Raw genomic sequence first — 22889 nt, 5'->3', positions numbered from 1 at the left:
TAAAAAAGCACCTTTGAATGTGCACTTGGATGACAACCAAGGAACAGACAAAGGCGCCAGTAGAGACGTGTCTCAGGATGAAGCGGTTTGAAGCCGTTTTTTGCGCACATATAGGGCGTACAAGATGCCCCCAAGCAGGCACAGGATACAGGCGAAGCCTGCCAGCAACCACGCCGAAGAGACTGCTCCACCACGATCCATGCTATTTCCAAGCCATAAAGGCAGCAGAGCTCCCCCAACTCCACCTGCGCCGATAAGCAGGCTAGTGGTAGATTCTTCTGTACCCGGCATCATTTTGCTGGCAAAAACAAGTGCGATGGAGAAGATGCCGGACATGCCCAGCCCCAGCAGTACAATAAGGATAAAGGCGCCTTCAGTCCCTTTGATCAGCGGGAACACGCACAGCAGCACGGTCGCTGCCAGTGAGCTCAGGGCGACAAAGACACCGTAGCCGTATCGATCGGCAATGTAGCCTGTGAATAACCGGCCGGTAGCCATTGCTAACCAGAAGCAGGTGACACTAAGTGCTGCTTCGGCTTGTGTGAGACCCAGCCGTTCGATGAACATGGAGGGCAGGAAATTAGCCAGGCTCATCTCTGTCCCTACATAGATAAAGAAAAAGACGATAAATAGTGCAAGTAGCTTCCAATTGCCTATAGGGCTACCCTTAGAAGCCTCCACCGTGGGGGATTTGGGTGAGTTAGTGGAACGCGTATGGTTGTCACCTTGGTGTTCCTGTTGGTCTAATACAGCGTCCAGCGTGCCGAAGGACCCGCGCAGCCAAGCTATAATGGTGACGGCTGCAAACATGGAAATGATGGGAAAGGCCAATCGCCACCAACCGAGTGCAATGAGCTGGCTGGCGATAGCGGGCATAGCCAAAGCGCCGATCCCAAAGAAGACTTCCAGACGGCTCATCGCCGCGCCCGTTCCTTGAGTAATACCGCTGATAATAATAGTGCCAATGAGTGTTTCTACCATGCCGAAGCCAAACCCGGCTGCTGCCCCGACGGCATATAGCCAACCCCAAGGCGGCAGCAATGAGTACAGCACTTCCGCCGCGCATAGCAGGAGCAGGGCGAATACCAGACTTCGGCGTTTGCCGAAACTCCGGGCAAGCCACGGCGACAGCAGGACTCCAGCCAGAAAACCGGAAAATTGAGCGAAGATTAGACTTCCGCCATCCGTATAGTTTCTACCGTAATGCTCTAACAACACAGGCAGTAGGGAGCCTACAACCACGTGTGCCAGGCCGATTAAAAAATAAGATAAGCTGCCGATCCATAGCAGTCGTTTCATGATGAACTCCTTTGATACCTAGATTTGACTCATGCGGCAAGCTAAACTGCATGAGTCAAATCTGAGTGATTATGATAGCTCCAGTACATGAAAGCCGTAGCCTTCAATAGAAATTTCTCCTTCCAGGTATTTACCGCTGATCAGCTCATTCCCTTTCTGATCATCCAGATGATATTGCTGCGTCTGGGCGTTATGGTTCAGAACGAATAGATATGATTTTCCATTTTTGGTCCGTACAGTGGCTTCTACACCCGCAGGAGCGCGCAGCAGGGATGGAATCCCTTTTTGCTCACAAATGTAGCCCAGCAGGCCATCAAGGAAAGCTTCTTCAGGGTCTGAAGCAACGTACCATGCCTCACCTTGACCGAAACCATTGCGTGTCAGCACTGGCATGCCCTGATAGAAATCATCGCCGTATTCGGCCAGTACTTCGGCGCCTTCGCTATGCAACAAGTCACAGAGTAGACCGCATTTATATTCACCTTGTAATACGCCCACCTTTTCTTTCAATACAATGCGATTGTGTGATTCCGGCAGAAGCGCGTCAATTTCTTCCACCCAGATCCCGAGCAAGTTACGCAGTTTACCAGGATATCCTCCGGTTGTGACCAGATCGTTTTCATTCACAATGCCACTGAAAAAGGTCGTTACGAAGGTGCCGCCATGCTCTGTGAATTGTTCCAGCTTCTCGGCGGTACCCGGCTTGACCATGTAGAGTACAGGCGCGATAATGAGATCATATTTCTGGAAATCTGCATCAACAGAAACCAGGTCTACCTGTACATTCCGCCGGAAGAGGGGAGCATAATACTTGTGTACCTGATCCATATATTTCAAGGCGACAGAAGGGCCGCTTGATTTTTCCAAAGCCCACCAATTATCCCAATCGAATAAAATGGCTACTTTGGCATTAACGGTCGCGTCAAGTAGTGTGTTGCCTAATGCGCCAAGCTCACTGCCAAGCTGTGCCACCTCGCGAAATACACGTGTGTTCTCATGCCCGGCATGCTCAATGACGGCCCCGTGGAATTTCTCACAAGCGCCGATCGAGCGGCGAAGCTGGAAGAACATGACCGTGTCCGCGCCATGCGCGACTGCCTGATAACTCCATAACCGCATAACGCCGGGCCGTTTAAGCGAATTATACGCCTGCCAGTTCTGCTGGCTCGGTGTTTGCTCCATCAGCATAAAGGGTTGCCCATCCTTCAAGCCGCGCATCAGATCGTGCGCCATCGCCGTATAGCTTATCGGAGTATTGGCCCCGGGATAGCTGTCCCAAGATACAATATCCATGTACTTAGCCCATTTAAAATAGTCCAGTTGCTTAAAAAAGCCCATCAGATTGGTTGTTACCACGGCATCGGGAACATGTTTTTTAATCGCGTTATATTCCAATAGGTAGCAATCCAGCATACTGTCTGAATTGAAGCGCGCATAATCGAGGGATATGCCCTGAAAGCAGGAGTGATTTTCTCCCCAATGCTCGCTCAGATTATTTGGCGGTACAATTTCATCCCAATCATAGAAGGTGTGACCCCAGAAGGAAGTATTCCACACCCGGTTTAGCTCTTCCAGTGATCCGTATTTTTGCTTGAGCCACACCCGGAATGCGGCCGCGCAGTTATCACAATAGCAATCCCCGCCGTACTCATTGGACACGTGCCACACGAGGATCGCGGGATGGTTTTTGTATCGTTCTGCAATTCGGTCAGCCATCTGCTCCGCGTATTTTCGATACGTTGGACTGTTCGGACAGGAGTTGTGGCGGCCACCGAATTTCCGCTTCCGTCCGTCAGCGTCTACCCGGAGAACGTCGGGGTAGCGGGTAGCCATCCAAGCAGGGTGCGCTGCCGTGCTAGTAGCTAGACAAACGAAGATATCGCTTTCATAAAGACTGTCAATCAATTGATCCAGCCATTCAAAATGATATGTGATTTCGTCGGACTGAATTTTGGCCCATGAGAATACGTTGACCGTGGCGATATCAATCCCTGCTTGCCTGAACATCCGTAAATCTTCCTGATGCGTGGCCTCATCCCATTGCTCAGGATTATAATCTCCACCGTAAAATACTTTAGGAAGTTTGCTGCTTATCATGCCAATCACCTCTGTATATAAGAATAATTCTATCTTATAATACAAATAACTGCTTTTAAATATAATAAAATGAACGTGTATATAACAATATGGATCTACATGAAGAATATATACCCGCATACGCCGGAGGTGCTTTTTATGATTTTAACTCCCCATCATTTAAGATTTTTCCTGACTACGCGTGAGCACTCTTTACCCCTTTTTATTGAAAGTATCGGATTTAACAGCAGGCAGGAGGATGTGTCCCGTCCAGAGGGTTATCCGTGCTTTCACTGGATTCAGACGGTGTCTGGTGAAGGGATGTTTACATTTAAAGGGGGGACCTTCCGTCTGGGAGAGCAGTCCGGGGTTCTGCTGCTGCCCGGGGAATCCCATGCATACAGACGGGCGACCAAGGTTTGGCGAACGTTATACATTACATTTGACGGCCCCATCGCCGCTGCTGTATTGACTGCACTGGGATTGAAGCATACGCGTGGGTATCATTGGGACCCGGATAGCGAGCTGCACAGCTTTGGGGAAACTATGCTCCATTCCATGGTTAGTGAACGTGATTTGTCTGGATTAGATGCTTCGGCCAATATGTATCGTTTTCTGACTCTACTGCGTAAACATGGACAACATAGCTCGATGCCTTCCCTATCCCATAATGTGGAACGTTTAACCCCTGTACTGGCCTTTATGGAGCAAAATTATGCCAGTCCAGATGTGGGCCTAGGTGATATGGCAGTTATGATGAATGTCAGCTCCCGTCATTTAAATACATTATTTAAGCAAGCGTTTGGTGTGACTTCTTATGCTTATCTGATTGTAATTCGGCTGCGGAAGGCCAAGGAAATGATGACGGAATATCCGCAATTAACAGTAAAGGAGATTTCGGAGCGAGTAGGATTCCGAGATGCCAGTCATTTTGTGGCAACTTTCCGCCGAGCTGAAGGAATTACCCCGGAAAGGTTCAAATTACTGTATACATAAGGGTATTTTATCGAAATACTCTTTCTTACTCGGGAATGCTCTTTTTAGGGAGCATTCCTTATTGTTTTTTTCAGGATGAGGGAGTATAAAATAATAGTTCATTTGTTTCATCAAACTGATGTGCAGGTGACATAATAAACATAAGATCCATAGTTCTTTTGCAAAACCCTCATCCAAAGAAGGAGTCAACGAAATGCTGAGTAAAGTCAAAAGATTATTAATCGGTCGTCCGCGAAAGTCGACGGCCCTTGAAGATGAGAAACTGAATAAGCTCAAGGCACTGGCCATTCTGTCCTCAGATGCCTTGTCCTCTGTAGCTTACGGAACGGAGCAAATTCTGCTGGTTTTAATTACAGCTGGCTTCGCTGCCCTATGGTATTCCATTCCTATATCCATTGCGGTATTGGGTTTGCTGATCATTCTGATCCTGTCCTATAGACAGACCATATTTTCCTATCCTGGTGGTGGCGGAGCGTACATTGTTGCACAGGACAATTTGGGAAAGAGTCCGAGTCTGATTGCAGGTGGTTCTTTGCTGGTCGATTATATTCTGACGGTAGCAGTTAGCTCATCAGCAGGTACAGATGCCATTACATCTGCGTTCCCGTCGTTACATGATCATCGGATCGCCATTGCTCTGATTATGATTATCTTTTTGACTATTATGAACTTGCGCGGGGTGACAGAATCTGCCTCGGTGCTGGCTGTACCGATTTACTTATTTGTTGTTGCTATTTTTGTTTTGATTATTAGCGGTATCATTCATTACGTGGCAGGGGGAGCTCATGCTGCAGCACCGCAATTTGGAGCTACGGTGTCCAACGTCAGCCTGTTCCTGCTACTGAAGGCGTTCAGCTCGGGTTGCTCGGCGTTAACTGGGGTAGAGGCTGTCTCGAATGCCATTCCGAACTTCCGCAAGCCAGCTGCCAAAAATGCAGCAACTACACTAATGATGATGGGTTTGATTCTCGGGTGTATGTTTATCGGAATTAGTTTGCTGGCTTATTGGTACGGTGTTCGTCCTAATCCGCATGAAACGGTCATTTCGCAAATTGCGAACGCCACTTTTGGGCGCGGTGTGATGTATTACATCATTCAGGGCGTAACGGCGCTCATCTTGTTTTTGGCGGCGAATACAGCCTATTCGGCCTTTCCATTGCTTGCTTTTATGCTTGCGAAGGACAAATACATGCCGCACATGTTCATGGTTCGTGGAGATCGGCTTGGATACTCTAATGGTATCCTGTTTCTGAGTATCTTCTCGGCATTGCTGGTTATCGTATTTGGCGGAAACACAGAAAATCTGATCCCGCTTTATGCCGTAGGGGTATTTATTCCGTTCACGCTCTCGCAACTTGGCATGATGATTCGCTGGATCAAGCTCAAACCGCCAGGCTGGATCGTCAAACTTGCTATTAATACGGTTGGGATGCTGACCACGCTGTCGATTACGCTCATCTTTATTTTCACCAAATTTAGCCAGGTATGGGTAATATTTATCTTTCTGCCTTTGGTTCTGTATTTCTTTATGAAGATCAACAGGCATTACAAAAATACGGCTGAACAACTGCGCATTGATATTACCAAGGATAAACCTATGGTGAAAGGCAATACGATTATTATTCCGGTGGCAGGTATTACGCGAGTCGTTATGAATACGATCAGCTATGCCAAAACCTTGTCGGATAATGTGGTTGCCGTATATGTGGGTGTGGATGATGAGGCGATTCAAAAAATGGAACAGAAGTGGGAAGAGTGGGACGTGGGCATACGTTTAGTAGTGCTGAGATCCCGTTATCGCAGCATCATTAATCCGCTCCGCAAGTTCATCGATACAGTAGAGTGGAAAAAAGCAGACGAGGACCATATCACTGTTCTCATTCCACAATTCATCACCAAGCACTGGTGGGAAAATATTCTACACAATCAGACCAGCTTACTGATGAGAGCTTATTTGATTAATTACAAAGACGTGATCGTAACGACCGTACCTTTTCATTTAAACAAATGAGGATTTTGCAAAAATCCCATAAGCGACTTCCGATGAACAGGATATAGATCGAAATGCTTTAGTTCGTCTATATCTTGCACTTCGGAGCGACTGGAATCGAATTTTGCAAAATCCTGAAATAAAGTCACTGCCAATTAGCCCAACTCATTTGCGTGAACTGACTATAGCAAGGACAAAATGAACATCTTTTGGCCGCATTTCTTTGCGGTCGGAGGGTGTTTTTTTTTTGCATAACGGAGATATTTACTTTGGTGATACATTTTGTGTATTATAGATACGAAATGTATCATTCGAGACTGTTATGGAGGGATACGATGCCCGAAGCCAAGGGGAAAATGGAAGATGACAAGCTGCAATTTGTAGATACGCTGAGGGCGCTGGCTATTATTGGAGTTTTACTTGTGCATGTCAGCCAGCATGTAGACGGATTAAACGGATGGTTGCAAAAAGGCTTGAGTATAGGAGCTAAAGGAGTCGCTTTATTTTATATGGCCAGCGCTTTTACACTATTTCTGTCCTTGAGCAGACGTTCAGGTGACAAGAGGGAAAGAACTTCAGCTTACCTGTTGCGTCGTTTTTTTCGAATTGCTCCTTTGTATTACGTGATGTTAGGAATCTATTTGGTTGTGAACGGGACAGGTCCACGATTTTGGCTTGGAGATCAGGAGGGAGTCACTGCCACCAATATCACTGCTCATTTCCTGTTTTTGAATGGTCTGAATCCGTACTGGATCAACAGCATTATTGGTGTGGAATGGTCCATTGCGGTGGAATGTATGTTTTATATGTTTATCCCCCTGTTATTTAAGCTGATCCGATCAGTCCGCCATGCGACCTGGTTTGTTGTGATGGCACTTGTGGTAAGCTTCGGGCTAAATACGGTATTTGTTCAATATCCATGGATTAATGATCACTCTTTATGGGGGCACTATCTGTATTTATGGTTTCCGAATCAATTGCCTGTCTTTGGGCTAGGTATATTGTTGTTTTTCATTTGGAAAGACGAGCGGCATTGGAAAAGTATAGACCGGGTCAGTGGAGGTTGGCTGCTGGTTTCTGTGCTATTTGCGTTTTTTGGAGGCATGACCGATTATCTCATAGGTGTCGGGTTGCTGCTGGGAGCGTATGCTTTGTATCACTGGCAGCCGATCTGGCTGCTTAATCGGGTGTGGTCATGGATCGGCCGCCTTAGCTACAGCATGTATTTGACGCATATGCTGGTTCTGGGACTAATCGTACAGGTTAAACTACCTTTTGCTCCCCTAGTCAGCCTCACACTTATGTTTATCATGACGTTGCTATTCACCATCGGACTATCCTGGTTTACCTACTCGTGGATTGAACAGCCCGGCATCCGTTGGGGGAAAAAGCTTATATCACGTATGAAGCCTGTGCACAAGCAGGGAGATTCGGTCAAAGAAAGTGTTGCCTAAGCTGCAACTTGAAGCAGCATCCGATAACATTTGGTTGAAGTGCTTGAATAAATCTATGAAATAATTGAAAAGACCTCTTGAAAAGTAGCTCCCAGCCCTTTATATTCGATGTACATCCAAGTTTTTGAATACACCGATGAGGTTTGTTGGAATTGTAAAGGAGATGCACGCATGCTTTTGAAGCCAATCGGCTTTTTGCTTTTCTCCACGCTTGAGGGAGTAGCTGTTTTTGCACTGATTTTGAGTATTTTTAAAGTTAAAATGACCCCTTATCTATGGCAGGCCATTTTTGTTAACCTGATTATGAATTTGCAAAGTTATATGCTCCGAGAGGAGTTTTCCTTTTCGTATTTGGTGCCCGTCGTTAATATGCTGCTTTTTATTTTTTTACTCGCTACGGTCGTGAAGATTCCGATTGTGTGGTCCGGTATTATGACGGTTACAGGTTATTTTGCATATGCCGTTGTTCAGTCTGTATTCCTAAAAGTCATGTTCGGCAACCTTCCGGTTTCTGAGCTGCAGGATGGGTCCTTGAAGGGCTATCTGCTACAAGTGGTAAGCGCGGCAGTAGGACTGCTTATTTCATTGATGCTGTATCGAAAAGGGATCGGCTTTTCCCCTAATTTCAAGAAGCTAAAGTTCAAAGAGGAATATGGCATTGTCATCACGCTGATTATCCTGTCGCTCATTTCAACTTCTATTGTGCTCTACTATAACGAGGTATGGTTAAATATGATATTTTTTGCACTGGTTTCGGGATTTTTCATCTATTATGCAATCGGAAAGGAATACCGGGATGATTGAAGCGATGGCTTTCAAACTTGCTAACCAGATCAAACGTACTGTGCCTGATCATCCGGCCTCTGTCGCGGTACTTAAATACGCACTTGCTCTCATTCTGAATGCGTCCATGATCATCGTGTTAACACTATTCGCCTCAATCTTCACGGGGCGGATGGTAGAGGCTGTAATGATTCTCGTCGCTTTCGCCCTACTGCGCCAAATATCAGGAGGCATTCATTTGAAAACGGGCATGGCATGTGTGTTGGTGACCTCAGCAGCTTTTACTTACATATCCTGCATTGCCTTAAATAGTTGGTGGACAAACCTGTTTACCGGAATAGCTCTCATTCTCGTTTTATGTTTTGCCCCGTCCAGAATTGAAAAGCAGTCGCGCATTCCAGTACAATTTTATCCCCTCTTGCGACTGTTATCCTCCTTGCTTGTATGTACTAATTTTGTAATCGGTTCCTCTGTAGTGGCTATTGCTTTTTTGGTCCAAAGCCTAACATTGATCCGGGGAAGGAGGTGAGTGGAATGATGAGGAAAATGGTATATGGATTAGCTACATCGTTGTCTATGTTTGCAACATTTGCTGTATCAGTGGCGAGTTACGTGTATGTTTATCAAGGGGATACACCCGAGGAACTGCTGAAATAAACAAAATGCCGAAATAGAAAAATGATACATAGAGCTGCTATTAAGCAGCTTCTTTTTATGCAAAAAAAATCAGGCGCTCCATTAAAGAGCGCCCGAATGGGAGAGGAGAAACCGGACGAAGAGCTTATGGGGAAACGTAAGTCTTCTCCGCGGTTGTCTACGACATTGGTTGAATGCCGATATCCTAAGGATGCCCAGGGAATGGTTTTTTATACCTGCCTCATCCTAAGTTTTTCAAACGGCGGTGCATGTGGTACGATAGCGTCATAATCTTATATGGTTATGAACACATATAGAAAATAGGTGAGTTTCAGCGTGAGAGTGGTATCGGGTAGTGCCAAAGGAAGGCCGTTAAAGGCAGTTCCCGGCACAGGGACGCGGCCGACCACGGATAAGGTCAAGGAAGCGCTATTTAGCATGATAGGTCCTTATTTTGATGGGGGAGTCGCACTTGATCTGTTTGCTGGCAGTGGTGGCCTGGGTATAGAGGCGCTTAGCCGGGGAATGGACAAGGCTGTTTTTATTGATATGGAATCCAAAAGCATTGATGTCATTAAAGAAAATTTGCGAAAAACTGGATTGGAAGGACAGGCTGAAGTGTTCCGCAATGATGCCGGACGAGCGCTCAAGGTGCTGGCAAAACGTGGAGCTCTTTTTGATGCTGTTTTTCTGGACCCACCCTATCGTCTCAAACACGGAGATGAATTAATGAGCCGTATGGCTGAGTTGAACTTGCTTCGTTCAGATGCAATCATCGTGCTGGAGTATGAATCGGGACATGAATATCCGGAAAGCTTCGGGCCGTTCGAACAGGTCAGAAAAGCAGTTTATGGTGAAACGGCGTTATCTATTTATCATTTTGCAGCCGATGTTTTGTCGGATGTCGTAGAACATACAGAAGCCGGAGGGGTCAAATTCGGCATCAGCGAATCAGACGGGGAGGACCATCATGATTGAGCACAAACCACGTATTGCTGTATATCCGGGAACTTTTGATCCCGTGACGATGGGGCATCAGGATATTATTCAAAGAGCAGCCAGACAGTTTGATCTATTGATTGTCGCGGTTCTTAACAATATTAGTAAAAATCCGCTGTTTTCACTTGAGGAACGAATGGAGTTACTGCGAACGGTAACTCGCGATATCCCGAACGTTGAAGTGGACAGCTTCCGTGATCTGACAGCTAATTATGTACGTCAAAAAGGGGCCCAGGTTATTGTCAGAGGAATTCGGTCGGTGACTGATTTTGAATATGAGCTACAATTAGCCTCTACAAATCATAAGCTGAACCCGGATGCGGAAACGATCTTTATGATGACCAATCCAGCTTATTCATATCTGAGTTCCAGTATGGTGAAGGAAATTGCGCATTTTGATGGCAAGGTTGTAGATCTGGTGGCACCGGAGGTGGAAGACGCACTGCGTGCGAAGGTCAACGCGAATCGTGGCGGCTCCACCATGAAGTCATAAAGGAAAAGGCCAACAGGGTAACTATAATTGTACCTAGCAGTGCAATGGACAGTACGGTTAGTTGCCAGGGGTACATAGATGTTCCTTCAATTTGTGTTAATAAGCCGCTGGCTCCGGCCATGACAGGATGCGTGGCGGATTCATTTACGCTTTCCGCAAAAGAAGACACAGAACTGCGACTGACGTAAGCGGGAGTTGTATTGCTGAAGATGCGGCTAAGCGGGACCCATGTCGCCAAGGTAAGTCCAAAAGCAATGATCCCATGGAGCACTCGTGACAGGGTGAAGGTGATGCCCTTGTCGGAAGGCCTGGTGACGGCGGTAATTTGAAGCCAGCCGCACAGGCCACCCCAGCCCAACACAGCACTGATCAGGGCTGCTTGTGTACGGAGATCAAAGGGCAGACGGCTGATTTCATAGGAACCCAGATGGATTTCCATCCAGGCAGGCCATATGAAAGAAAGCGATCCTTGGCCTGTATATATGGACAGCAGTCGAATCAGTACGGAAAAGAAAATAATGAATCCACCTGTCACCATCAGCGTCTGTACAGCATGGGATACGGTTTCGCCCAACAGTTTTCCGAAACTGCGGCCGTCCCGTTCTCTGGCAGAGCGGGTAGCTTCCCATGCGGATCGGATCAGGGAGGGAGAAGTACGGGAAACTGAGGTGCGCCGGAGGGCAGCTGGCGTTTCCCGTTTTTGCAATTCTTTGGACGGTACAGGTAGTCTGGCTGTGATCCAGCCTGCCAGCAGCCCGGAAATCCAGTGAACGGCAAGTAACATCACACCTGCGGCAGCATTGTGCAGTAGCCCTGTCCCGATGACGAGCAGGATGGTAATCGGATTGCAGAAATGAGCGATAGCGGTTAGACGTCGAAGCTGAAACGCGGTCATATCCTCCTGTTGTGCCCATTGGCGCACTGCTTCCGCAGCAGCCGGGAATCCTGCGGTCAGGCCGAGGGCCAACACCCAGCCGCTTCGCCCGGGTAGACGGAACCAGAATCGCATAAACGGCTCCAGCAGGACACCTAGTCCATGGACTAGACCAAAGGCGATGAGCATTTCGGACAGCATCAAAAAAGGCAACATGGCCGGGAAAATAATACTCCACCATAGCTTAAGGCCTTGAGTAGAGGCTTGAAATACTTTTTCTGGTGAGGCGACAACAGCCAGTACAAGTAAAATGGCTCCAAGGCCAAGCAGTACGGTTGTCCAATAAGGAGCGGAATGGGCTTCCTTTTGCATCAAAGAATTCACCTCTCATAAATATACTAAGGAGAGTCGGATGCTGTCTCCAGCGTTTATTCACGTTCGTTGTCTTGGGATAGGTTGTTCGTATACGTTGTCGTAAACAATGTATGCTTTTTCGGAAGGCTTGAGAACAGGTGGCGTAGAGGCACTTGGGTAAGATAGGAGAAGTTAGGCTGCAAGGGGGAGAAGCAATGAAACGAATAAACCGGAAAATAGCTTTTTTTACAACCGGTTATGTCTTAATGCTGGCTGCAATGGTCTATGTGCTGGTCTATATGCCAACCCCTTATCTGATCTATGGACCAGGTGGGGCAAACGAGATCAAACCGATGGTTAGAGTCCAGGAGGGTGACAGCATCGAACGGGGGACTTTTATGATGACGACGGTATCGGCGCGTTATGCCAATGTTATCATGTTGGGCCTGTCCAAGTTGGACCGCAATTCGGAGATTCAACGCAAAGAGGATCGTCTGCATGGAAGAAGTGAAGACGAATATGCGGCAGAACAGGTATGGTATATGGGGGATTCCCAATCTTCCGCAATGGAGGCTGCCTACACCCGTGCCCATGTCCCCTATCGGATTGTGCCAGATTATGTGTATGTATTTAAGGTCCCGGGCTCGAACAGCGTGTTCGAGCCTGGAGATGAAATATTGGAGCTGAACGGAGTGAGGGTGACCGATAATCGTTCCATTCGGAAGGCTTTGGAGGACGAAAAACCGGGAACAATGGCTAAAGTGAAGCTAAAGCGTGATGGAAAGTTGCTGACCGTGCAAGCTCCCTTAACGACCATCAAGGACAGTGAGACGGGCAAGCAACGTTCTGGATTTGGCGTCAGTATTGCCACGGTACAGAAGGTACAGCCGAAGGATGGACGTAAAACGATTCATTTTACATCTACGGATGTTGGCGGTCCTTCGGCAGGTTTGATGTTTACCATGGAAATCTATAACCAACTGACACCAGGTGATCTGAGTAAGGGATATCGTGCAGCCGGTACGGGTACTATTGATAAGGACGGTCAGGTTGGAGCGATTGGTGGTGCAAAGTATAAAATAGTTGCTGCTGACCGTCAGGATGCGGATTTGTTTTTCGTCCCTGCAGATAATTATAAAGAGGCGAAGGCCAAAGCTGAGCAAATTGGAACCCGGATGAAGCTTGTTCCGGTTCGCAAGCTTGGCGATGCGCTGGATTATATGGAAAAGCTGCCCATCAAACCATAATGGGCGGTCGCAAGTAATCAGCATACATGTCGCGGATGGCGGGACGTGGCATCCCAGCTGCGTATATGGCGGCTGCGGCTGTATCCCAGTCCAGCTGAGGATGTGATCCGGCAGACAGCTTGACCCATACCGGAAGGGTGGCTGTCTGCTTCATACGTGCCAGCAGCTCGCGTCCAGCCCTGTTAAAGCCGAGCACGCGGATATAGCCCGGACCTTTCGCCAGCTCAGCCGGAGTCATATCGGTTTTGGCATGATTCAGCAAAATATGTGTACACATCCGCTGAAGCTTCGTACGAGTATACCGCCTTGTCTTGATCGCGGCGAGCAGGGCCTCCACAGAAGGCTGGGGCAACGTATACAGCGATTGCCGCAGACGATGCTCCAGCCCTTCGGTGACCTCGTGCAGCTCCGCCAGCTGCTGCGGGCTACGTGTGATCAGAGCGTTCAGCAGCGGCTGGCTGAACGCTTCCCAATGCAGCGGCGCGCGTTCGGCTTGCCACTCGCGCCGCAAAATCTCCAGTGTCGCCGCAGGTATGTACGGCGACGCGGCCTCAGGCCCGCCGTTCAGCAGCAGACGGCGGATGGCCGTGGCGCTGGCGATGACTCCGTCCGTAGGGGCCGCGGCTTCATGGTAGCCCGATCCCGTGCGGGCTACCGTGAAGGGCTTGATTGTGCTGCCCAGCCTTTCCAGCGCAATCAAGTAATGCAGCCCCAACGTATTGTTGGGCTGCTGCATGAGGGCGGCGAGCGCAGCGCCGTCCTCTCCTTCGGCCGCCAGCGCGGCTGCGGCTCCCGCGTAGGCAGCGGGATAGCTCGCGCCGCTGCTTAGGCGCTGCGCGATGCCGGCCTTGAGCTCGGCCGACTCTGCCGCCAGCACGCGGGCCAGCGCGCGCAGCGGGGCGATGTCTCCGCTCTCGCTACCGAAGCAGAGCGCATCGACGATGCCCGTCGCATGGAGCAGGGCGACCGCTCCGCGGGCAAACCATTCTGCAGGCTGGACGGCATAGGCCACAGGCAGCTCCAGAACTAGGTCCACACCCATGGCGAGTGCCATTTCGGTGCGGGACCATTTGTCTGTAATCGCGGGTTCACCCCGCTGAAGGAAAGGGCCACTCATCACAGCCACTGTGCGCTGTGCACCAGTGATGCGAAGAGATTCCTCCCAGTGATGGACATGTCCGTTATGCAGAGGATTGTACTCTACAATCATACCGAGTGTTTTCAAGACCGTATGTCGGCTCCTTTCTTAAAGTAACTTATTGGGTAACTATTTTGATAATAATGGTTAAGTACCCGTGAATGATTGTTTTCAGGGCAGCTATACTGATTTTTCATCGTCGGCATGAACAAGACCATTGAGACCTGGACGAAAAAGCTTTATACTCGCATTATTGTACACGAAGAGTGGCGGGGGTACGAATACTCATCGGTACATGTTTAGCACAATGCATTTTTGCTTCTGCATAAAACTTGTCGAACCATTGGAAAACCGGTGGATTTGTGAGTGGTGTAAAGTGAAAGGTGTTGACAAACGACTCGATCAGTCGGTATAATAATTTTTGTTTGTTTGGAGTGATAGTGATGCAACTATTTTTTCGCAAAGTAGCAACAAGTGACGGTCCTTTTCCTATCCGTGAATCTCTTAATGTGAGTGAATTGGTGGATGATCGTGCTGATGTTACGGCCGTTTCCCCGCTGGAGACCGACTTGGTCGCCGTTAGTCTGGGTCAAGGCTTGATGAGCGTAGAAGGCACGTTGACCGCAGGTCTGGACATGCTATGCTCACGCTGTTTAAGCCCGATGCACGAGGATTTAAAGATTGAATTCCGTGAACGGTTCAAGCAAACCTCTTCGAGTGTTGAAGAGGAGGATGAAGATGGCGATTTTATCGCAGTGACGGAGGACTCCTTCGACATTGCACCGTATTGTGAAGAACTGTTTGTACTGCATGTGCCGTTTGCGCCTTTGTGCAGTGAGGATTGTCAGGGAATCGCACCAAAGACCGGACAAAACTGGAGTATTGGCTCCGATGACAGTAACGATGGCGATACGGAAAAGATTGATCCGCGTCTGGCAGGGCTTAAGGATTTTTTTAAATGAGAATTGAGTTCAATTCTGAAAAATCATCATCCGCTTGTGCCGGAGAGTTACTGAACCGATGCGTGGATGTTGCAGGCTTGATTCACCGGCTGTAAGATAATTGCTTCTGGCATTTTCTTTCAGTCTTGAATGAGATAAGAAGTCATACCCGCTATGCGGGGGTGATCTGGTTAAGGAGGTGGGAATAATGGCAGTACCTCAACGGAGAACATCCAAAACTCGTCGCGACAAACGTCGTACTCACTTTAAACTGGCAGTACCAGGTATGGTGAAATGCTCCGAATGCGGCGAATTGAAACTTGCTCACCATGTGTGCAAAGTTTGCGGAACGTACAAAGCTAGAGAGATCATCTCTCAATAATGTCCGATAAGCGGATTCTTTGGAATCTTCGCAGGAAGAGTAGCGCTTCACTTCAGTGAGGCGCTACTTTTTTTTGTCTGCATGCTTCCTTTTTACGTCAGCATGCTATATACTGTTTTAGTACCAGGTTCTAAGAAAGAAGGGCCGAAGAGGTTCCTTTATACATACAAGAAGACAAATCGGCTTGAAGTTTCGCCGTTAGAAAGTGAAGTAAAGTAACCCGAACTGTCGTCTGAACGACAGTTTATTGTAGGGAAAGGAGGCGTCACTGACATCGAACGTTTGCCGAAGAGACAGAGACAGCAGCGGCTGACTCAATTAATTGATGATAATCCGTTTGTAACGGATCAGGAATTGACAAGACAGCTGAAGGTAAGTATTCAGACTATTCGGCTGGACCGGATGGAACTGGGAATCCCAGAATTGCGGGAACGGCTAAAGCTGATGGCTGAGCGCTCCTACGACCAGGTTCGTTCCTTGCCTTTGCATGAAGTGATCGGGGATATCGTTGATCTACAGTTGGATCGAAGCGGTATTTCGATTTTTGAGATTAAAGAGGAACATATTTTTTCGCGTACTGGCATTGCGCGGGGGCATTATGTATTTGCTCAGGCCAATTCATTGGCCGTTGCCGTGATTAATGATGAGATAGCATTGACTGCATCAGCGGATATACGCTTTGTCCGCCCGGTTCATTTAGGTGAGAAGTGCATTGCCAAGGCATATGTACGCTCAAATCCAGAACAAAAAGGGAAGGCTAAAGTGGAAGTCTTTGCCTACGTAGGAGAAGAAATGGTGTTCCAAGGCAACTTTGTCATTTATCGCTCCACGGAGGAAGAGTATAGCGAAGGAGGAAGTCAGCATGCGGATCGCCATTGATGCCATGGGGGGAGATAATGCTCCTGAGGCGACAGTAGAGGGCGCGCTATCTGCGGCAGCGGAATGGAAGGATACGGACATTACGCTGGTTGGTGACCTGGAACGAATTGAATCGGTTCTGAACGGTAGGGCGTTGCCGACGAACCTCAGCATTCGCCATGCATCCGAAATGATAGATGCGCAGGACGAGCCTGTAAAGGCAGTGCGCCGTAAAAAGGATGCCTCGATGGTCGTAGCTGGTCGAATGGTCAGAGAAGGCGAAGCGGATGCCATGATATCCGCAGGTAATACAGGCGCGCTAATGACCACAGGGTTGCTGGTGGTTGGAAGAATGGAGGGCATTGAACGTCCGGCTCTCGCGCCGATGATACCAACGATAGATGATCAGGGTATTCTAGCGCTGGACCTGGGAGCCAATATGGATGCCAAGCCTGAGCATCTTGCCCAGTATGCACTGATGGGGAGCTTGTATCGTCAGAAAGTTCACGGTGTGTCTTCTCCAAGGGTGGGTCTGCTGAATGTGGGGACCGAAGCTGGGAAGGGCAATGAACTGACGAAGTTGGCATATCCACTTATTGAGCAGTTACCTGTCAATTTTGTGGGTAATGTTGAATCGAGAGATGTGTTAACCGGGAATTGCGATGTACTGGTGTGCGATGGATTTGCTGGAAATATCATGCTAAAATCGCTAGAGGGTACAGCCGGAGCCATATTTTCTCTCTTAAAAGAGCAATTCACCAAATCCTTGAAGACCAAGCTTGCGGCAGCCTTGATTATGCCTGAGCTTCGCAGTCTGAAAGGTAAATTGGATTATAAAGAGCATGGTGGGGCTCCTTTGCTGGGTTTGAGTGGACTCGTCCTGAAAAGTCACGGTTCGTCTGACGGCGTTGCCGTCAAAAATGCGGTAAGGCAGGCACGTACGGCCTTGCAAAACCGATTGGTAGAAAGTATATCCAAGGAAATCAGCAGGAAGTGAGTGACGATATGAATAAATTACGGCCGGTTGGTGTTATCGGAACAGGGAAATACGTACCTGAGAAAATTCTGACCAATAAAGATTTGGAAGCAATCGTAGAAACGAGCGATGAATGGATTGTCAGCCGTACAGGGATTCAGGAGCGCCATATTGCGGCTCCAGAGCAGGCTACATCTGATTTAGCTTATGAAGCAGCAATTAAGGCGTTGGAGTCCGCGGGTATGACGGCACAGGATCTGGATTTAATTATTGTAGCTACAGTTACACCGGATATGGCGTTTCCGTCAACTGCCTGCATTCTTCAGGACAAATTGGGAGCCAAAGGCGCAGCAGCTTTCGATTTGTCTGCGGCATGCTCGGGTTTTGTATACGGACTGGCTACGGCAACGAGCTTCATTAAGACAGGTATTTATAATAATGCATTAATCATTGGGGCAGACTGTCTTTCTCGGATTACAGATTATACCGACCGCAATACCTGTGTTCTATTCGGAGATGGTGCAGGAGCTGTAGTGATTGGTGAAGTGCCTGAAGGTAGAGGATTCCAATCCTTTGATCTCGGGGCTGAGGGTGCCGGAGGCAGCTTACTCAAGTTGGAAGCAGGAGGCTCGCGTTTGCCTGCGAGTGCAGACACACTGGAAAATAAACAGCACTATATTTACATGAACGGACGCGAAGTGTTCAAGTTCGCGGTTCGTGTTATGGGAACGGCAACGGTCGATGTGTTGGAAAAAGCAGGGCTGTCCAAAGATGATATTGATCTGTTCGTTCCGCATCAAGCCAATGTTCGCATCATCCAATCGGCGATGCAACGTCTGGATTTACCAGAGGAAAAGGTAGTTGTTAATGTTCATAAATATGCGAATACATCGGCAGCATCAATCCCTCTCGCTCTTGTGGAAGCAGCTGAGGAAGGCCGCATGAAGGAAGGCGACCGTGTATTAATGGTGGGCTTTGGCGGTGGCTTGACCTGGGGAGCGTCGGTTCTTGTCTGGTAATAAGATGGAATTTTTGATATAATATTGAATTTGTGTAGTGTTTTACAGGACAAGCATTGGATACAGAGAGGTGCATACACGATGGGCAAAACGGCATTTATATTTCCCGGTCAGGGTTCACAAGCTGTAGGTATGGCTAAAGATGCTTATGAAGCAGTTCCAGCTGCAACAGAAGTATTTCGCCAAGCGGACGAACGGTTAGGGTTCGCACTAAGCACACTGATTTTTGAAGGGCCGGACACAGCTTTGAAGCAAACATCCAATACGCAGCCTGCACTGTTAACGGCGAGCATTGCGTTGTATGAAGCGTTCAAGGAAAAAATGGGCATTCATCCCGATTATGTGGCTGGACACAGTCTAGGAGAATACAGCGCGCTAGTCGCTTCCGGTGTCCTCGCATTTGAGGATGCGGTTGAAATCGTTCGTACACGTGGCGAGTTCATGGAGCAGGCCATTCCTGATGGGCAAGGCGGGATGACTGCTGTGTTGGGAGCTGATCGTGAAGCATTGGCAGCATTGTGCCGTGATATTACGGAGTCTGGTCAACTGGTCGAACTAGCCAACATCAATTGTCCTGGACAAATTGTTGTATCTGGTACGAAGGAGGGCGTAGCTGCTGTCGCTGAACGTGTGAAGGAAGCAGGAGGCAAGCGCGCTATTACTCTGGAGGTTAGCGGTCCTTTCCACTCGTCACTGATGAAGGAAGCAGCGATCAAGCTCTCCGGCAAGTTGGGGGCTGTAACTTTCTCCAAAGCTCAGGTTCCGGTTGTTGCCAATGTAACAGCTAAACCTGTACGTGAGGGGAGCGAAATTCGCCAACTGTTGGTGGATCAGGTCTATTCTCCGGTACTGTGGGAAGACAGTGTAACATGGCTACTAGAACAAGGTGTTGACACCTTTGTTGAGTTTGGACCGGGAAGTGTATTGACTGGACTGGTTAAAAAAATCGACAAATCGGTTAAGCTGTATAATATAAGCAGCCTGGAGTCGTTTGCTTCTGTAACGGAAGCCTTGGAGGCCCGTTAAAAGTATAATCATTGCCTTAACGGGTTATATACTTGCAAGGGGGGGACTATGATGTCTAAGCCATTGAGTGGAAAAACGGCGCTCGTTACGGGAGCGTCGCGCGGAATTGGCCGTAGTATTGCGCTGGCGCTGGCTGAAGCAGGTGCTAATGTGGCGGTAAACTATGCTGGTAGTGAAGCGGCTGCGACTGAGGTAGCAGAGCAGATTCGTGCCAAAGGTGTAGAGGCTATTACAGTTCAGGCTAATGTCGGTCGCGCTGACGAAGCAGATCAGTTGATCAAGGATGTGATTGGCGCTTGGGGCAAGATTGACATCCTGGTGAATAATGCCGGCATAACAAGAGATAATTTAATCATGCGCATGAAGGAAGAGGAATTCGATCAGGTGATCGAAACGAATCTGAAGGGTGTGTTTAATTGTCTTAAGTCGGCAACACGTCCAATGATGAAGCAGCGTTCTGGCCGAATTATCAATATCTCCTCCGTGGTTGGTGTACTTGGCAACGCAGGCCAAGCCAACTACGTTGCTGCTAAAGCAGGGGTAATTGGTCTTACCAAATCCTCTGCTCGAGAGCTTGCTTCGAGAGGTATTACAGTGAACTGTGTGGCTCCTGGATTCATCGATACTGAGATGACGCAGGTACTGGCTGATGATTTGCGTGACAATATGCTGAGCGGTATTCCGCTGGCCCGTCTTGGACGGCCTGAGGAAATTGCTGACGTGGTGCTGTTCTTGGCCTCGGATGCTTCCTCATATATGACGGGCCAGACTTTGCATGTGGATGGCGGCATGTATATGTAGTAGCATGTTGCAATCCGCATGCCCCGATGAAGAGTTGTCAATGAAAACTCTCTTCTATGGCATTTTAATTGTAATTTTCGTATAATACCTAAGAGGAGGTGAGCCGGATGTCCGATGTATTGGAGCGCGTAAAACGCATTGTCGTTGACCGTTTGGGAGCCGACGAAGCCGAAGTTACACTTGAAGCATCTTTTAAAGATGATTTAGGCGCTGATTCTCTCGATGTAGTTGAATTGGTAATGGAATTGGAAGATGAGTTTGATATGGAAATCTCTGATGAAGATGCAGAGAAAATTACAACTGTAGGTGAAGTTGTGAAGTACATACAATCTCATACCTAATTCATGTCATCAAAAGTCCCGTTCTGTTACAGGCGGGACTTTCTCCTAATTATACAGATTGAACTAAAGACGGAATTGCCGCGTGTTTTTGAGTCTGGCTCAGCTTCACTTAGTCAAAGGCTGAGGAGTATGCGGCATTACTAACTTTAGTTGATTCTATATTATTTTTACGCACAAGAGAGTGCGGTCTTAAAATACAATATGCAGTAGACATAGAGGTGATTATCTTTGAAACAACGTGTTGTCATAACAGGAATGGGTGTAATCACTTCGCTGGGACAGGATTTGAACACACTATGGGATAATCTGATGGCTGGAAAATCCGGCGTCAGTGAAATCGAAGCTTTCGATACAAGTGAGTACACTACGAAAATAGCCGCTTCCATTAAAGATTTTAATCCAGAGGATTATATTGAACGTAAGGATGCGCGTAAAATGGACCGCTTTGTGCAGTTTGCGGTTGCTGCTAGTAAATTGGCGCTTGAGGACAGCGGACTTGTAATCGGAGAAAATGCGGATGCTGAGCGTGTTGGTGTATCTGTCGGTTCCGGTATTGGCGGATTGGGAACTTGGGAGGATCAGCACAACGCACTGATTGAAAAAGGACCTAAACGCGTAAGCCCTTTCTTCATCCCGATGATGATTGCTAATATGGGTTCCGGTCAAGTGTCGATTTCACTCGGTGCTAAAGGCCCCAATACATCACCAGTTACGGCTTGTGCCACGGGCAGTCATGCTATTGGTGATTCCTTCCGCATGATTCAGCGCGGTGACGCAGACGCCATGATTTGCGGAGGAGCTGAGGCGACTATTCGTCCGATTGGTATGGCTGGATTTTGTTCCATGCGAGCAATGTCCACGCGTAACGACGAGCCTGAAAAGGCAAGCCGTCCTTTTGATACCGAAAGAGACGGGTTTGTTATGGGCGAAGGCTCTGGTGTTCTTATTCTAGAATCGTTGGATCATGCTTTGAAGCGTGGTGCGCGTATTTACGGTGAAGTGATTGGCTACGGTCTTTCTGGCGATGCCCATCATATGACGGAGCCTGATCCAGAGGGAGCAGCACGCTGCATTAGAATGGCGATCCGTGATGCTGGATTGAATCCTGAAGAGATTGATTATATCAATGCACATGGTACATCTACGCCAGTCGGTGATAAATCCGAAACGGAAGCAGTCAAGAAAACGCTGGGAGAGCATGCCTATAAGGTAGCGATCAGCTCAACTAAGTCGATGACAGGGCATTTATTGGGTGCAGCGGGCGGCGTTGAAGCCGTGATCTGTGGTCTCGCCCTTCAGCATCAGACGATTCCGCCAACGATTAATTTGGATAATCAAGACCCGGCATGCGATCTTGATTATGTACCTAATAAGCCGAGAAAAGCGGAACTGAATGTGGTTATGTCCAATTCCTTTGGTTTTGGCGGTCACAATGCTACGGTTATTCTAAAAAAATATGAAGCATAAGGGGTCAGTTCGTTGAGTGGAGACTTGAAGCAATTACAGCAGAAACTTCATATTCAATTCAACAATCGGCAGCTTCTGAAGCAGGCCTTTACGCACGCTTCCTACGTAAACGAACATCGGTTCAGTCAGCATGCAGACAATGAGCGTCTTGAATTTTTAGGTGACGCTGTTCTGGAACTGACGGTGTCCGAGCAATTGTACAATCAGTACCCTAATCGACCCGAAGGCGAACTCACCAAGCTACGTGCAGCTATTGTCTGTGAGCCTTCTCTGGTGAAGTTTGCTGTCGGGCTTGAGTTTGGGCAATATGTACTGCTTGGAAAAGGTGAAGAGTTGACAGGTGGACGTACTCGTCCGGCTCTGTTGGCTGATGTATTCGAAGCGTTCGTAGGTGCGCTTTATTTGGATCAGGGTCTGGAGGCCGTCCGGTCGTTTCTGGAACGTTATATTTTTCCTCAAATTGTATTAAACGGTAAGCTTCAGATGAGTGATTTCAAAACAGAGCTTCAGGAACTGACGCAGCATCATAACATGGGGATGCTTGAATACAAGATTGTAGAGGAGCGCGGACCAGCCCATGAGCGCGAGTTTGTAGCTGAGGTATATATGGACAGCGAACGGCTAGGGGCAGGTACGGGACGCTCCAAAAAAGAAGCTGAGCAGCAAGCGGCGGCAGTAGCTTTAAACCGTTTGAAGCTGGCAGAATCGTAATCGGTACCTGAGCAGCCCGGACGGGTTA

Annotated in this window: 23 protein-coding genes; 19 read left to right on the top strand and 4 right to left on the bottom strand. The window is 48.1% G+C overall.

The window, feature by feature from the left end; translation table 11 throughout:
• Positions 1-72: 72 nt before the first annotated feature.
• Both MKX59_RS17890 and MKX59_RS17885 read right to left on the bottom strand, forming a co-directional pair.
• The gene (locus MKX59_RS17890) at positions 73-1299 is read right to left on the bottom strand and encodes an MFS transporter (RefSeq protein ID WP_028542745.1); all 1227 of its coding nucleotides are present in this window, start codon (positions 1297-1299) and stop codon (positions 73-75) included.
• A 69-nt stretch (positions 1300-1368) separates the two neighbouring features.
• A complete protein-coding gene (locus MKX59_RS17885) occupies positions 1369-3396 on the bottom strand; it encodes a beta-galactosidase (RefSeq protein ID WP_069080073.1) in 2028 nt (675 codons plus the stop codon).
• A gap of 138 nt (positions 3397-3534) precedes the next feature.
• On the opposite strand from MKX59_RS17885, the gene MKX59_RS17880 reads away from it, so the two are divergent.
• The 8 genes from MKX59_RS17880 (at position 3535) to coaD (ending at position 10726) form a co-directional block, all read left to right on the top strand.
• The gene (locus tag MKX59_RS17880) at positions 3535-4371 is read left to right on the top strand and encodes an AraC family transcriptional regulator (protein ID WP_023988150.1); all 837 of its coding nucleotides are present in this window, start codon (positions 3535-3537) and stop codon (positions 4369-4371) included.
• Between the two features lie 193 nt (positions 4372-4564).
• On the top strand, positions 4565-6382 hold the full coding sequence (locus MKX59_RS17875) for an APC family permease (protein ID WP_023988151.1): 1818 nt from the start codon (positions 4565-4567) through the stop codon (positions 6380-6382).
• A 314-nt stretch (positions 6383-6696) separates the two neighbouring features.
• Complete coding sequence (locus MKX59_RS17870; RefSeq protein WP_340858681.1) at positions 6697-7815, top strand: acyltransferase family protein; 1119 nt, start codon at positions 6697-6699, stop codon at positions 7813-7815.
• Positions 7816-7986: 171 nt separating this feature from the next.
• The gene (locus tag MKX59_RS17865) at positions 7987-8619 is read left to right on the top strand and encodes a hypothetical protein (protein WP_023988153.1); all 633 of its coding nucleotides are present in this window, start codon (positions 7987-7989) and stop codon (positions 8617-8619) included.
• Positions 8612-9127: an accessory gene regulator ArgB-like protein gene (locus MKX59_RS17860; protein ID WP_028542742.1), complete on the top strand. Its 516-nt coding sequence runs from the start codon at positions 8612-8614 to the stop codon at positions 9125-9127. Before MKX59_RS17865 ends, MKX59_RS17860 begins: the two co-directional genes overlap by 8 nt.
• A gap of 5 nt (positions 9128-9132) precedes the next feature.
• Positions 9133-9255: a cyclic lactone autoinducer peptide gene (locus tag MKX59_RS17855; protein WP_023988155.1), complete on the top strand. Its 123-nt coding sequence runs from the start codon at positions 9133-9135 to the stop codon at positions 9253-9255.
• Between the two features lie 315 nt (positions 9256-9570).
• Positions 9571-10212, top strand: a complete 642-nt coding sequence (rsmD, locus tag MKX59_RS17850; protein WP_028542741.1) for a 16S rRNA (guanine(966)-N(2))-methyltransferase RsmD — start codon at positions 9571-9573, stop codon at positions 10210-10212.
• Complete coding sequence (gene coaD, locus MKX59_RS17845) at positions 10205-10726, top strand: pantetheine-phosphate adenylyltransferase (RefSeq protein ID WP_013309846.1); 522 nt, start codon at positions 10205-10207, stop codon at positions 10724-10726. Before rsmD ends, coaD begins: the two co-directional genes overlap by 8 nt.
• Here the strand turns inward: coaD and MKX59_RS17840 are convergent.
• Positions 10689-11972 carry a nucleoside recognition protein gene (locus MKX59_RS17840; RefSeq protein WP_023988157.1) on the bottom strand — a complete coding sequence of 428 codons (1284 nt, stop codon included), beginning with the start codon at positions 11970-11972 and terminating at the stop codon, positions 10689-10691. The two genes, coaD and MKX59_RS17840, sit on opposite strands and share 38 nt — an antisense overlap.
• A gap of 197 nt (positions 11973-12169) precedes the next feature.
• Between MKX59_RS17840 and MKX59_RS17835 the strand changes: the two genes are divergently transcribed.
• A complete protein-coding gene (locus MKX59_RS17835) occupies positions 12170-13201 on the top strand; it encodes a YlbL family protein (protein ID WP_340858680.1) in 1032 nt (343 codons plus the stop codon).
• On the opposite strand, the gene MKX59_RS17830 is transcribed toward MKX59_RS17835, so the two are convergent.
• Complete coding sequence (locus MKX59_RS17830; RefSeq protein ID WP_340858679.1) at positions 13191-14426, bottom strand: nucleotidyltransferase; 1236 nt, start codon at positions 14424-14426, stop codon at positions 13191-13193. The two genes, MKX59_RS17835 and MKX59_RS17830, sit on opposite strands and share 11 nt — an antisense overlap.
• 356 nt (positions 14427-14782) lie before the next feature.
• Between MKX59_RS17830 and MKX59_RS17825 the strand changes: the two genes are divergently transcribed.
• The 10 genes from MKX59_RS17825 (at position 14783) to rnc (ending at position 22861) form a co-directional block, all read left to right on the top strand.
• Positions 14783-15301 (top strand): YceD family protein, encoded by a 519-nt coding sequence (locus tag MKX59_RS17825; RefSeq protein ID WP_023988160.1) that lies wholly within the window; start codon positions 14783-14785, stop codon positions 15299-15301.
• 187 nt (positions 15302-15488) lie between these two features.
• Positions 15489-15662 carry a 50S ribosomal protein L32 gene (rpmF, locus tag MKX59_RS17820; protein WP_007429979.1) on the top strand — a complete coding sequence of 58 codons (174 nt, stop codon included), beginning with the start codon at positions 15489-15491 and terminating at the stop codon, positions 15660-15662.
• 282 nt (positions 15663-15944) lie between these two features.
• Positions 15945-16541: a transcription factor FapR gene (gene fapR, locus MKX59_RS17815; protein WP_007429980.1), complete on the top strand. Its 597-nt coding sequence runs from the start codon at positions 15945-15947 to the stop codon at positions 16539-16541.
• Positions 16525-17517, top strand: coding sequence for a phosphate acyltransferase PlsX (gene plsX / locus MKX59_RS17810; protein ID WP_023988161.1), 993 nt, complete (start codon positions 16525-16527; stop codon positions 17515-17517). The genes fapR and plsX overlap by 17 nt, the downstream gene beginning before the upstream one ends.
• 8 nt (positions 17518-17525) lie before the next feature.
• Positions 17526-18515, top strand: coding sequence for a beta-ketoacyl-ACP synthase III (locus MKX59_RS17805; protein WP_023988162.1), 990 nt, complete (start codon positions 17526-17528; stop codon positions 18513-18515).
• A gap of 81 nt (positions 18516-18596) precedes the next feature.
• Positions 18597-19541 (top strand): ACP S-malonyltransferase, encoded by a 945-nt coding sequence (gene fabD, locus MKX59_RS17800; RefSeq protein WP_076264265.1) that lies wholly within the window; start codon positions 18597-18599, stop codon positions 19539-19541.
• Between the two features lie 51 nt (positions 19542-19592).
• Positions 19593-20342, top strand: a complete 750-nt coding sequence (fabG, locus tag MKX59_RS17795; protein WP_023988164.1) for a 3-oxoacyl-[acyl-carrier-protein] reductase — start codon at positions 19593-19595, stop codon at positions 20340-20342.
• A 107-nt stretch (positions 20343-20449) separates the two neighbouring features.
• Positions 20450-20683: an acyl carrier protein gene (locus tag MKX59_RS17790; protein WP_007429985.1), complete on the top strand. Its 234-nt coding sequence runs from the start codon at positions 20450-20452 to the stop codon at positions 20681-20683.
• Positions 20684-20911: 228 nt separating this feature from the next.
• Positions 20912-22150: a beta-ketoacyl-ACP synthase II gene (fabF, locus tag MKX59_RS17785; protein WP_023988165.1), complete on the top strand. Its 1239-nt coding sequence runs from the start codon at positions 20912-20914 to the stop codon at positions 22148-22150.
• 12 nt (positions 22151-22162) lie between these two features.
• Positions 22163-22861: a ribonuclease III gene (gene rnc, locus MKX59_RS17780; RefSeq protein WP_013309856.1), complete on the top strand. Its 699-nt coding sequence runs from the start codon at positions 22163-22165 to the stop codon at positions 22859-22861.
• Positions 22862-22889 lie beyond the last annotated feature (28 nt).

It is taken from the genome of Paenibacillus sp. FSL R7-0340 (genome assembly GCF_038002205.1).
GTDB lineage: Bacteria > Bacillota > Bacilli > Paenibacillales > Paenibacillaceae > Paenibacillus > Paenibacillus polymyxa_B.
Note: the sequence above shows the minus strand (reverse complement) of the source record. Positions and strands in the feature narration are given on the sequence as shown.

Bases quoted from the DNA above. Each gene is read 5' to 3' on its own strand.
- MKX59_RS17880 (WP_023988150.1), top strand. From the start codon at position 3,535: ATGATTTTAACTCCCCATCATTTAAGATTTTTCCTGACTACGCGTGAG.
- MKX59_RS17875 (WP_023988151.1), top strand. From the start codon at position 4,565: ATGCTGAGTAAAGTCAAAAGATTATTAATCGGTCGTCCGCGAAAGTCG.
- MKX59_RS17835 (WP_340858680.1), top strand. From the start codon at position 12,170: ATGAAACGAATAAACCGGAAAATAGCTTTTTTTACAACCGGTTATGTC.
- plsX (WP_023988161.1), top strand. From the start codon at position 16,525: ATGCGGATCGCCATTGATGCCATGGGGGGAGATAATGCTCCTGAGGCG.
- rpmF (WP_007429979.1), top strand. From the start codon at position 15,489: ATGGCAGTACCTCAACGGAGAACATCCAAAACTCGTCGCGACAAACGT.
- MKX59_RS17855 (WP_023988155.1), top strand. From the start codon at position 9,133: ATGATGAGGAAAATGGTATATGGATTAGCTACATCGTTGTCTATGTTT.
- MKX59_RS17865 (WP_023988153.1), top strand. From the start codon at position 7,987: ATGCTTTTGAAGCCAATCGGCTTTTTGCTTTTCTCCACGCTTGAGGGA.
- fabD (WP_076264265.1), top strand. From the start codon at position 18,597: ATGGGCAAAACGGCATTTATATTTCCCGGTCAGGGTTCACAAGCTGTA.
- MKX59_RS17790 (WP_007429985.1), top strand. From the start codon at position 20,450: ATGTCCGATGTATTGGAGCGCGTAAAACGCATTGTCGTTGACCGTTTG.
- MKX59_RS17885 (WP_069080073.1), bottom strand. From the start codon at position 3,396: ATGATAAGCAGCAAACTTCCTAAAGTATTTTACGGTGGAGATTATAAT.
- MKX59_RS17840 (WP_023988157.1), bottom strand. From the start codon at position 11,972: ATGCAAAAGGAAGCCCATTCCGCTCCTTATTGGACAACCGTACTGCTT.
- MKX59_RS17870 (WP_340858681.1), top strand. From the start codon at position 6,697: ATGCCCGAAGCCAAGGGGAAAATGGAAGATGACAAGCTGCAATTTGTA.
- MKX59_RS17805 (WP_023988162.1), top strand. From the start codon at position 17,526: ATGAATAAATTACGGCCGGTTGGTGTTATCGGAACAGGGAAATACGTA.
- fabG (WP_023988164.1), top strand. From the start codon at position 19,593: ATGTCTAAGCCATTGAGTGGAAAAACGGCGCTCGTTACGGGAGCGTCG.
- MKX59_RS17860 (WP_028542742.1), top strand. From the start codon at position 8,612: ATGATTGAAGCGATGGCTTTCAAACTTGCTAACCAGATCAAACGTACT.
- MKX59_RS17890 (WP_028542745.1), bottom strand. From the start codon at position 1,299: ATGAAACGACTGCTATGGATCGGCAGCTTATCTTATTTTTTAATCGGC.
- MKX59_RS17825 (WP_023988160.1), top strand. From the start codon at position 14,783: ATGCAACTATTTTTTCGCAAAGTAGCAACAAGTGACGGTCCTTTTCCT.
- coaD (WP_013309846.1), top strand. From the start codon at position 10,205: ATGATTGAGCACAAACCACGTATTGCTGTATATCCGGGAACTTTTGAT.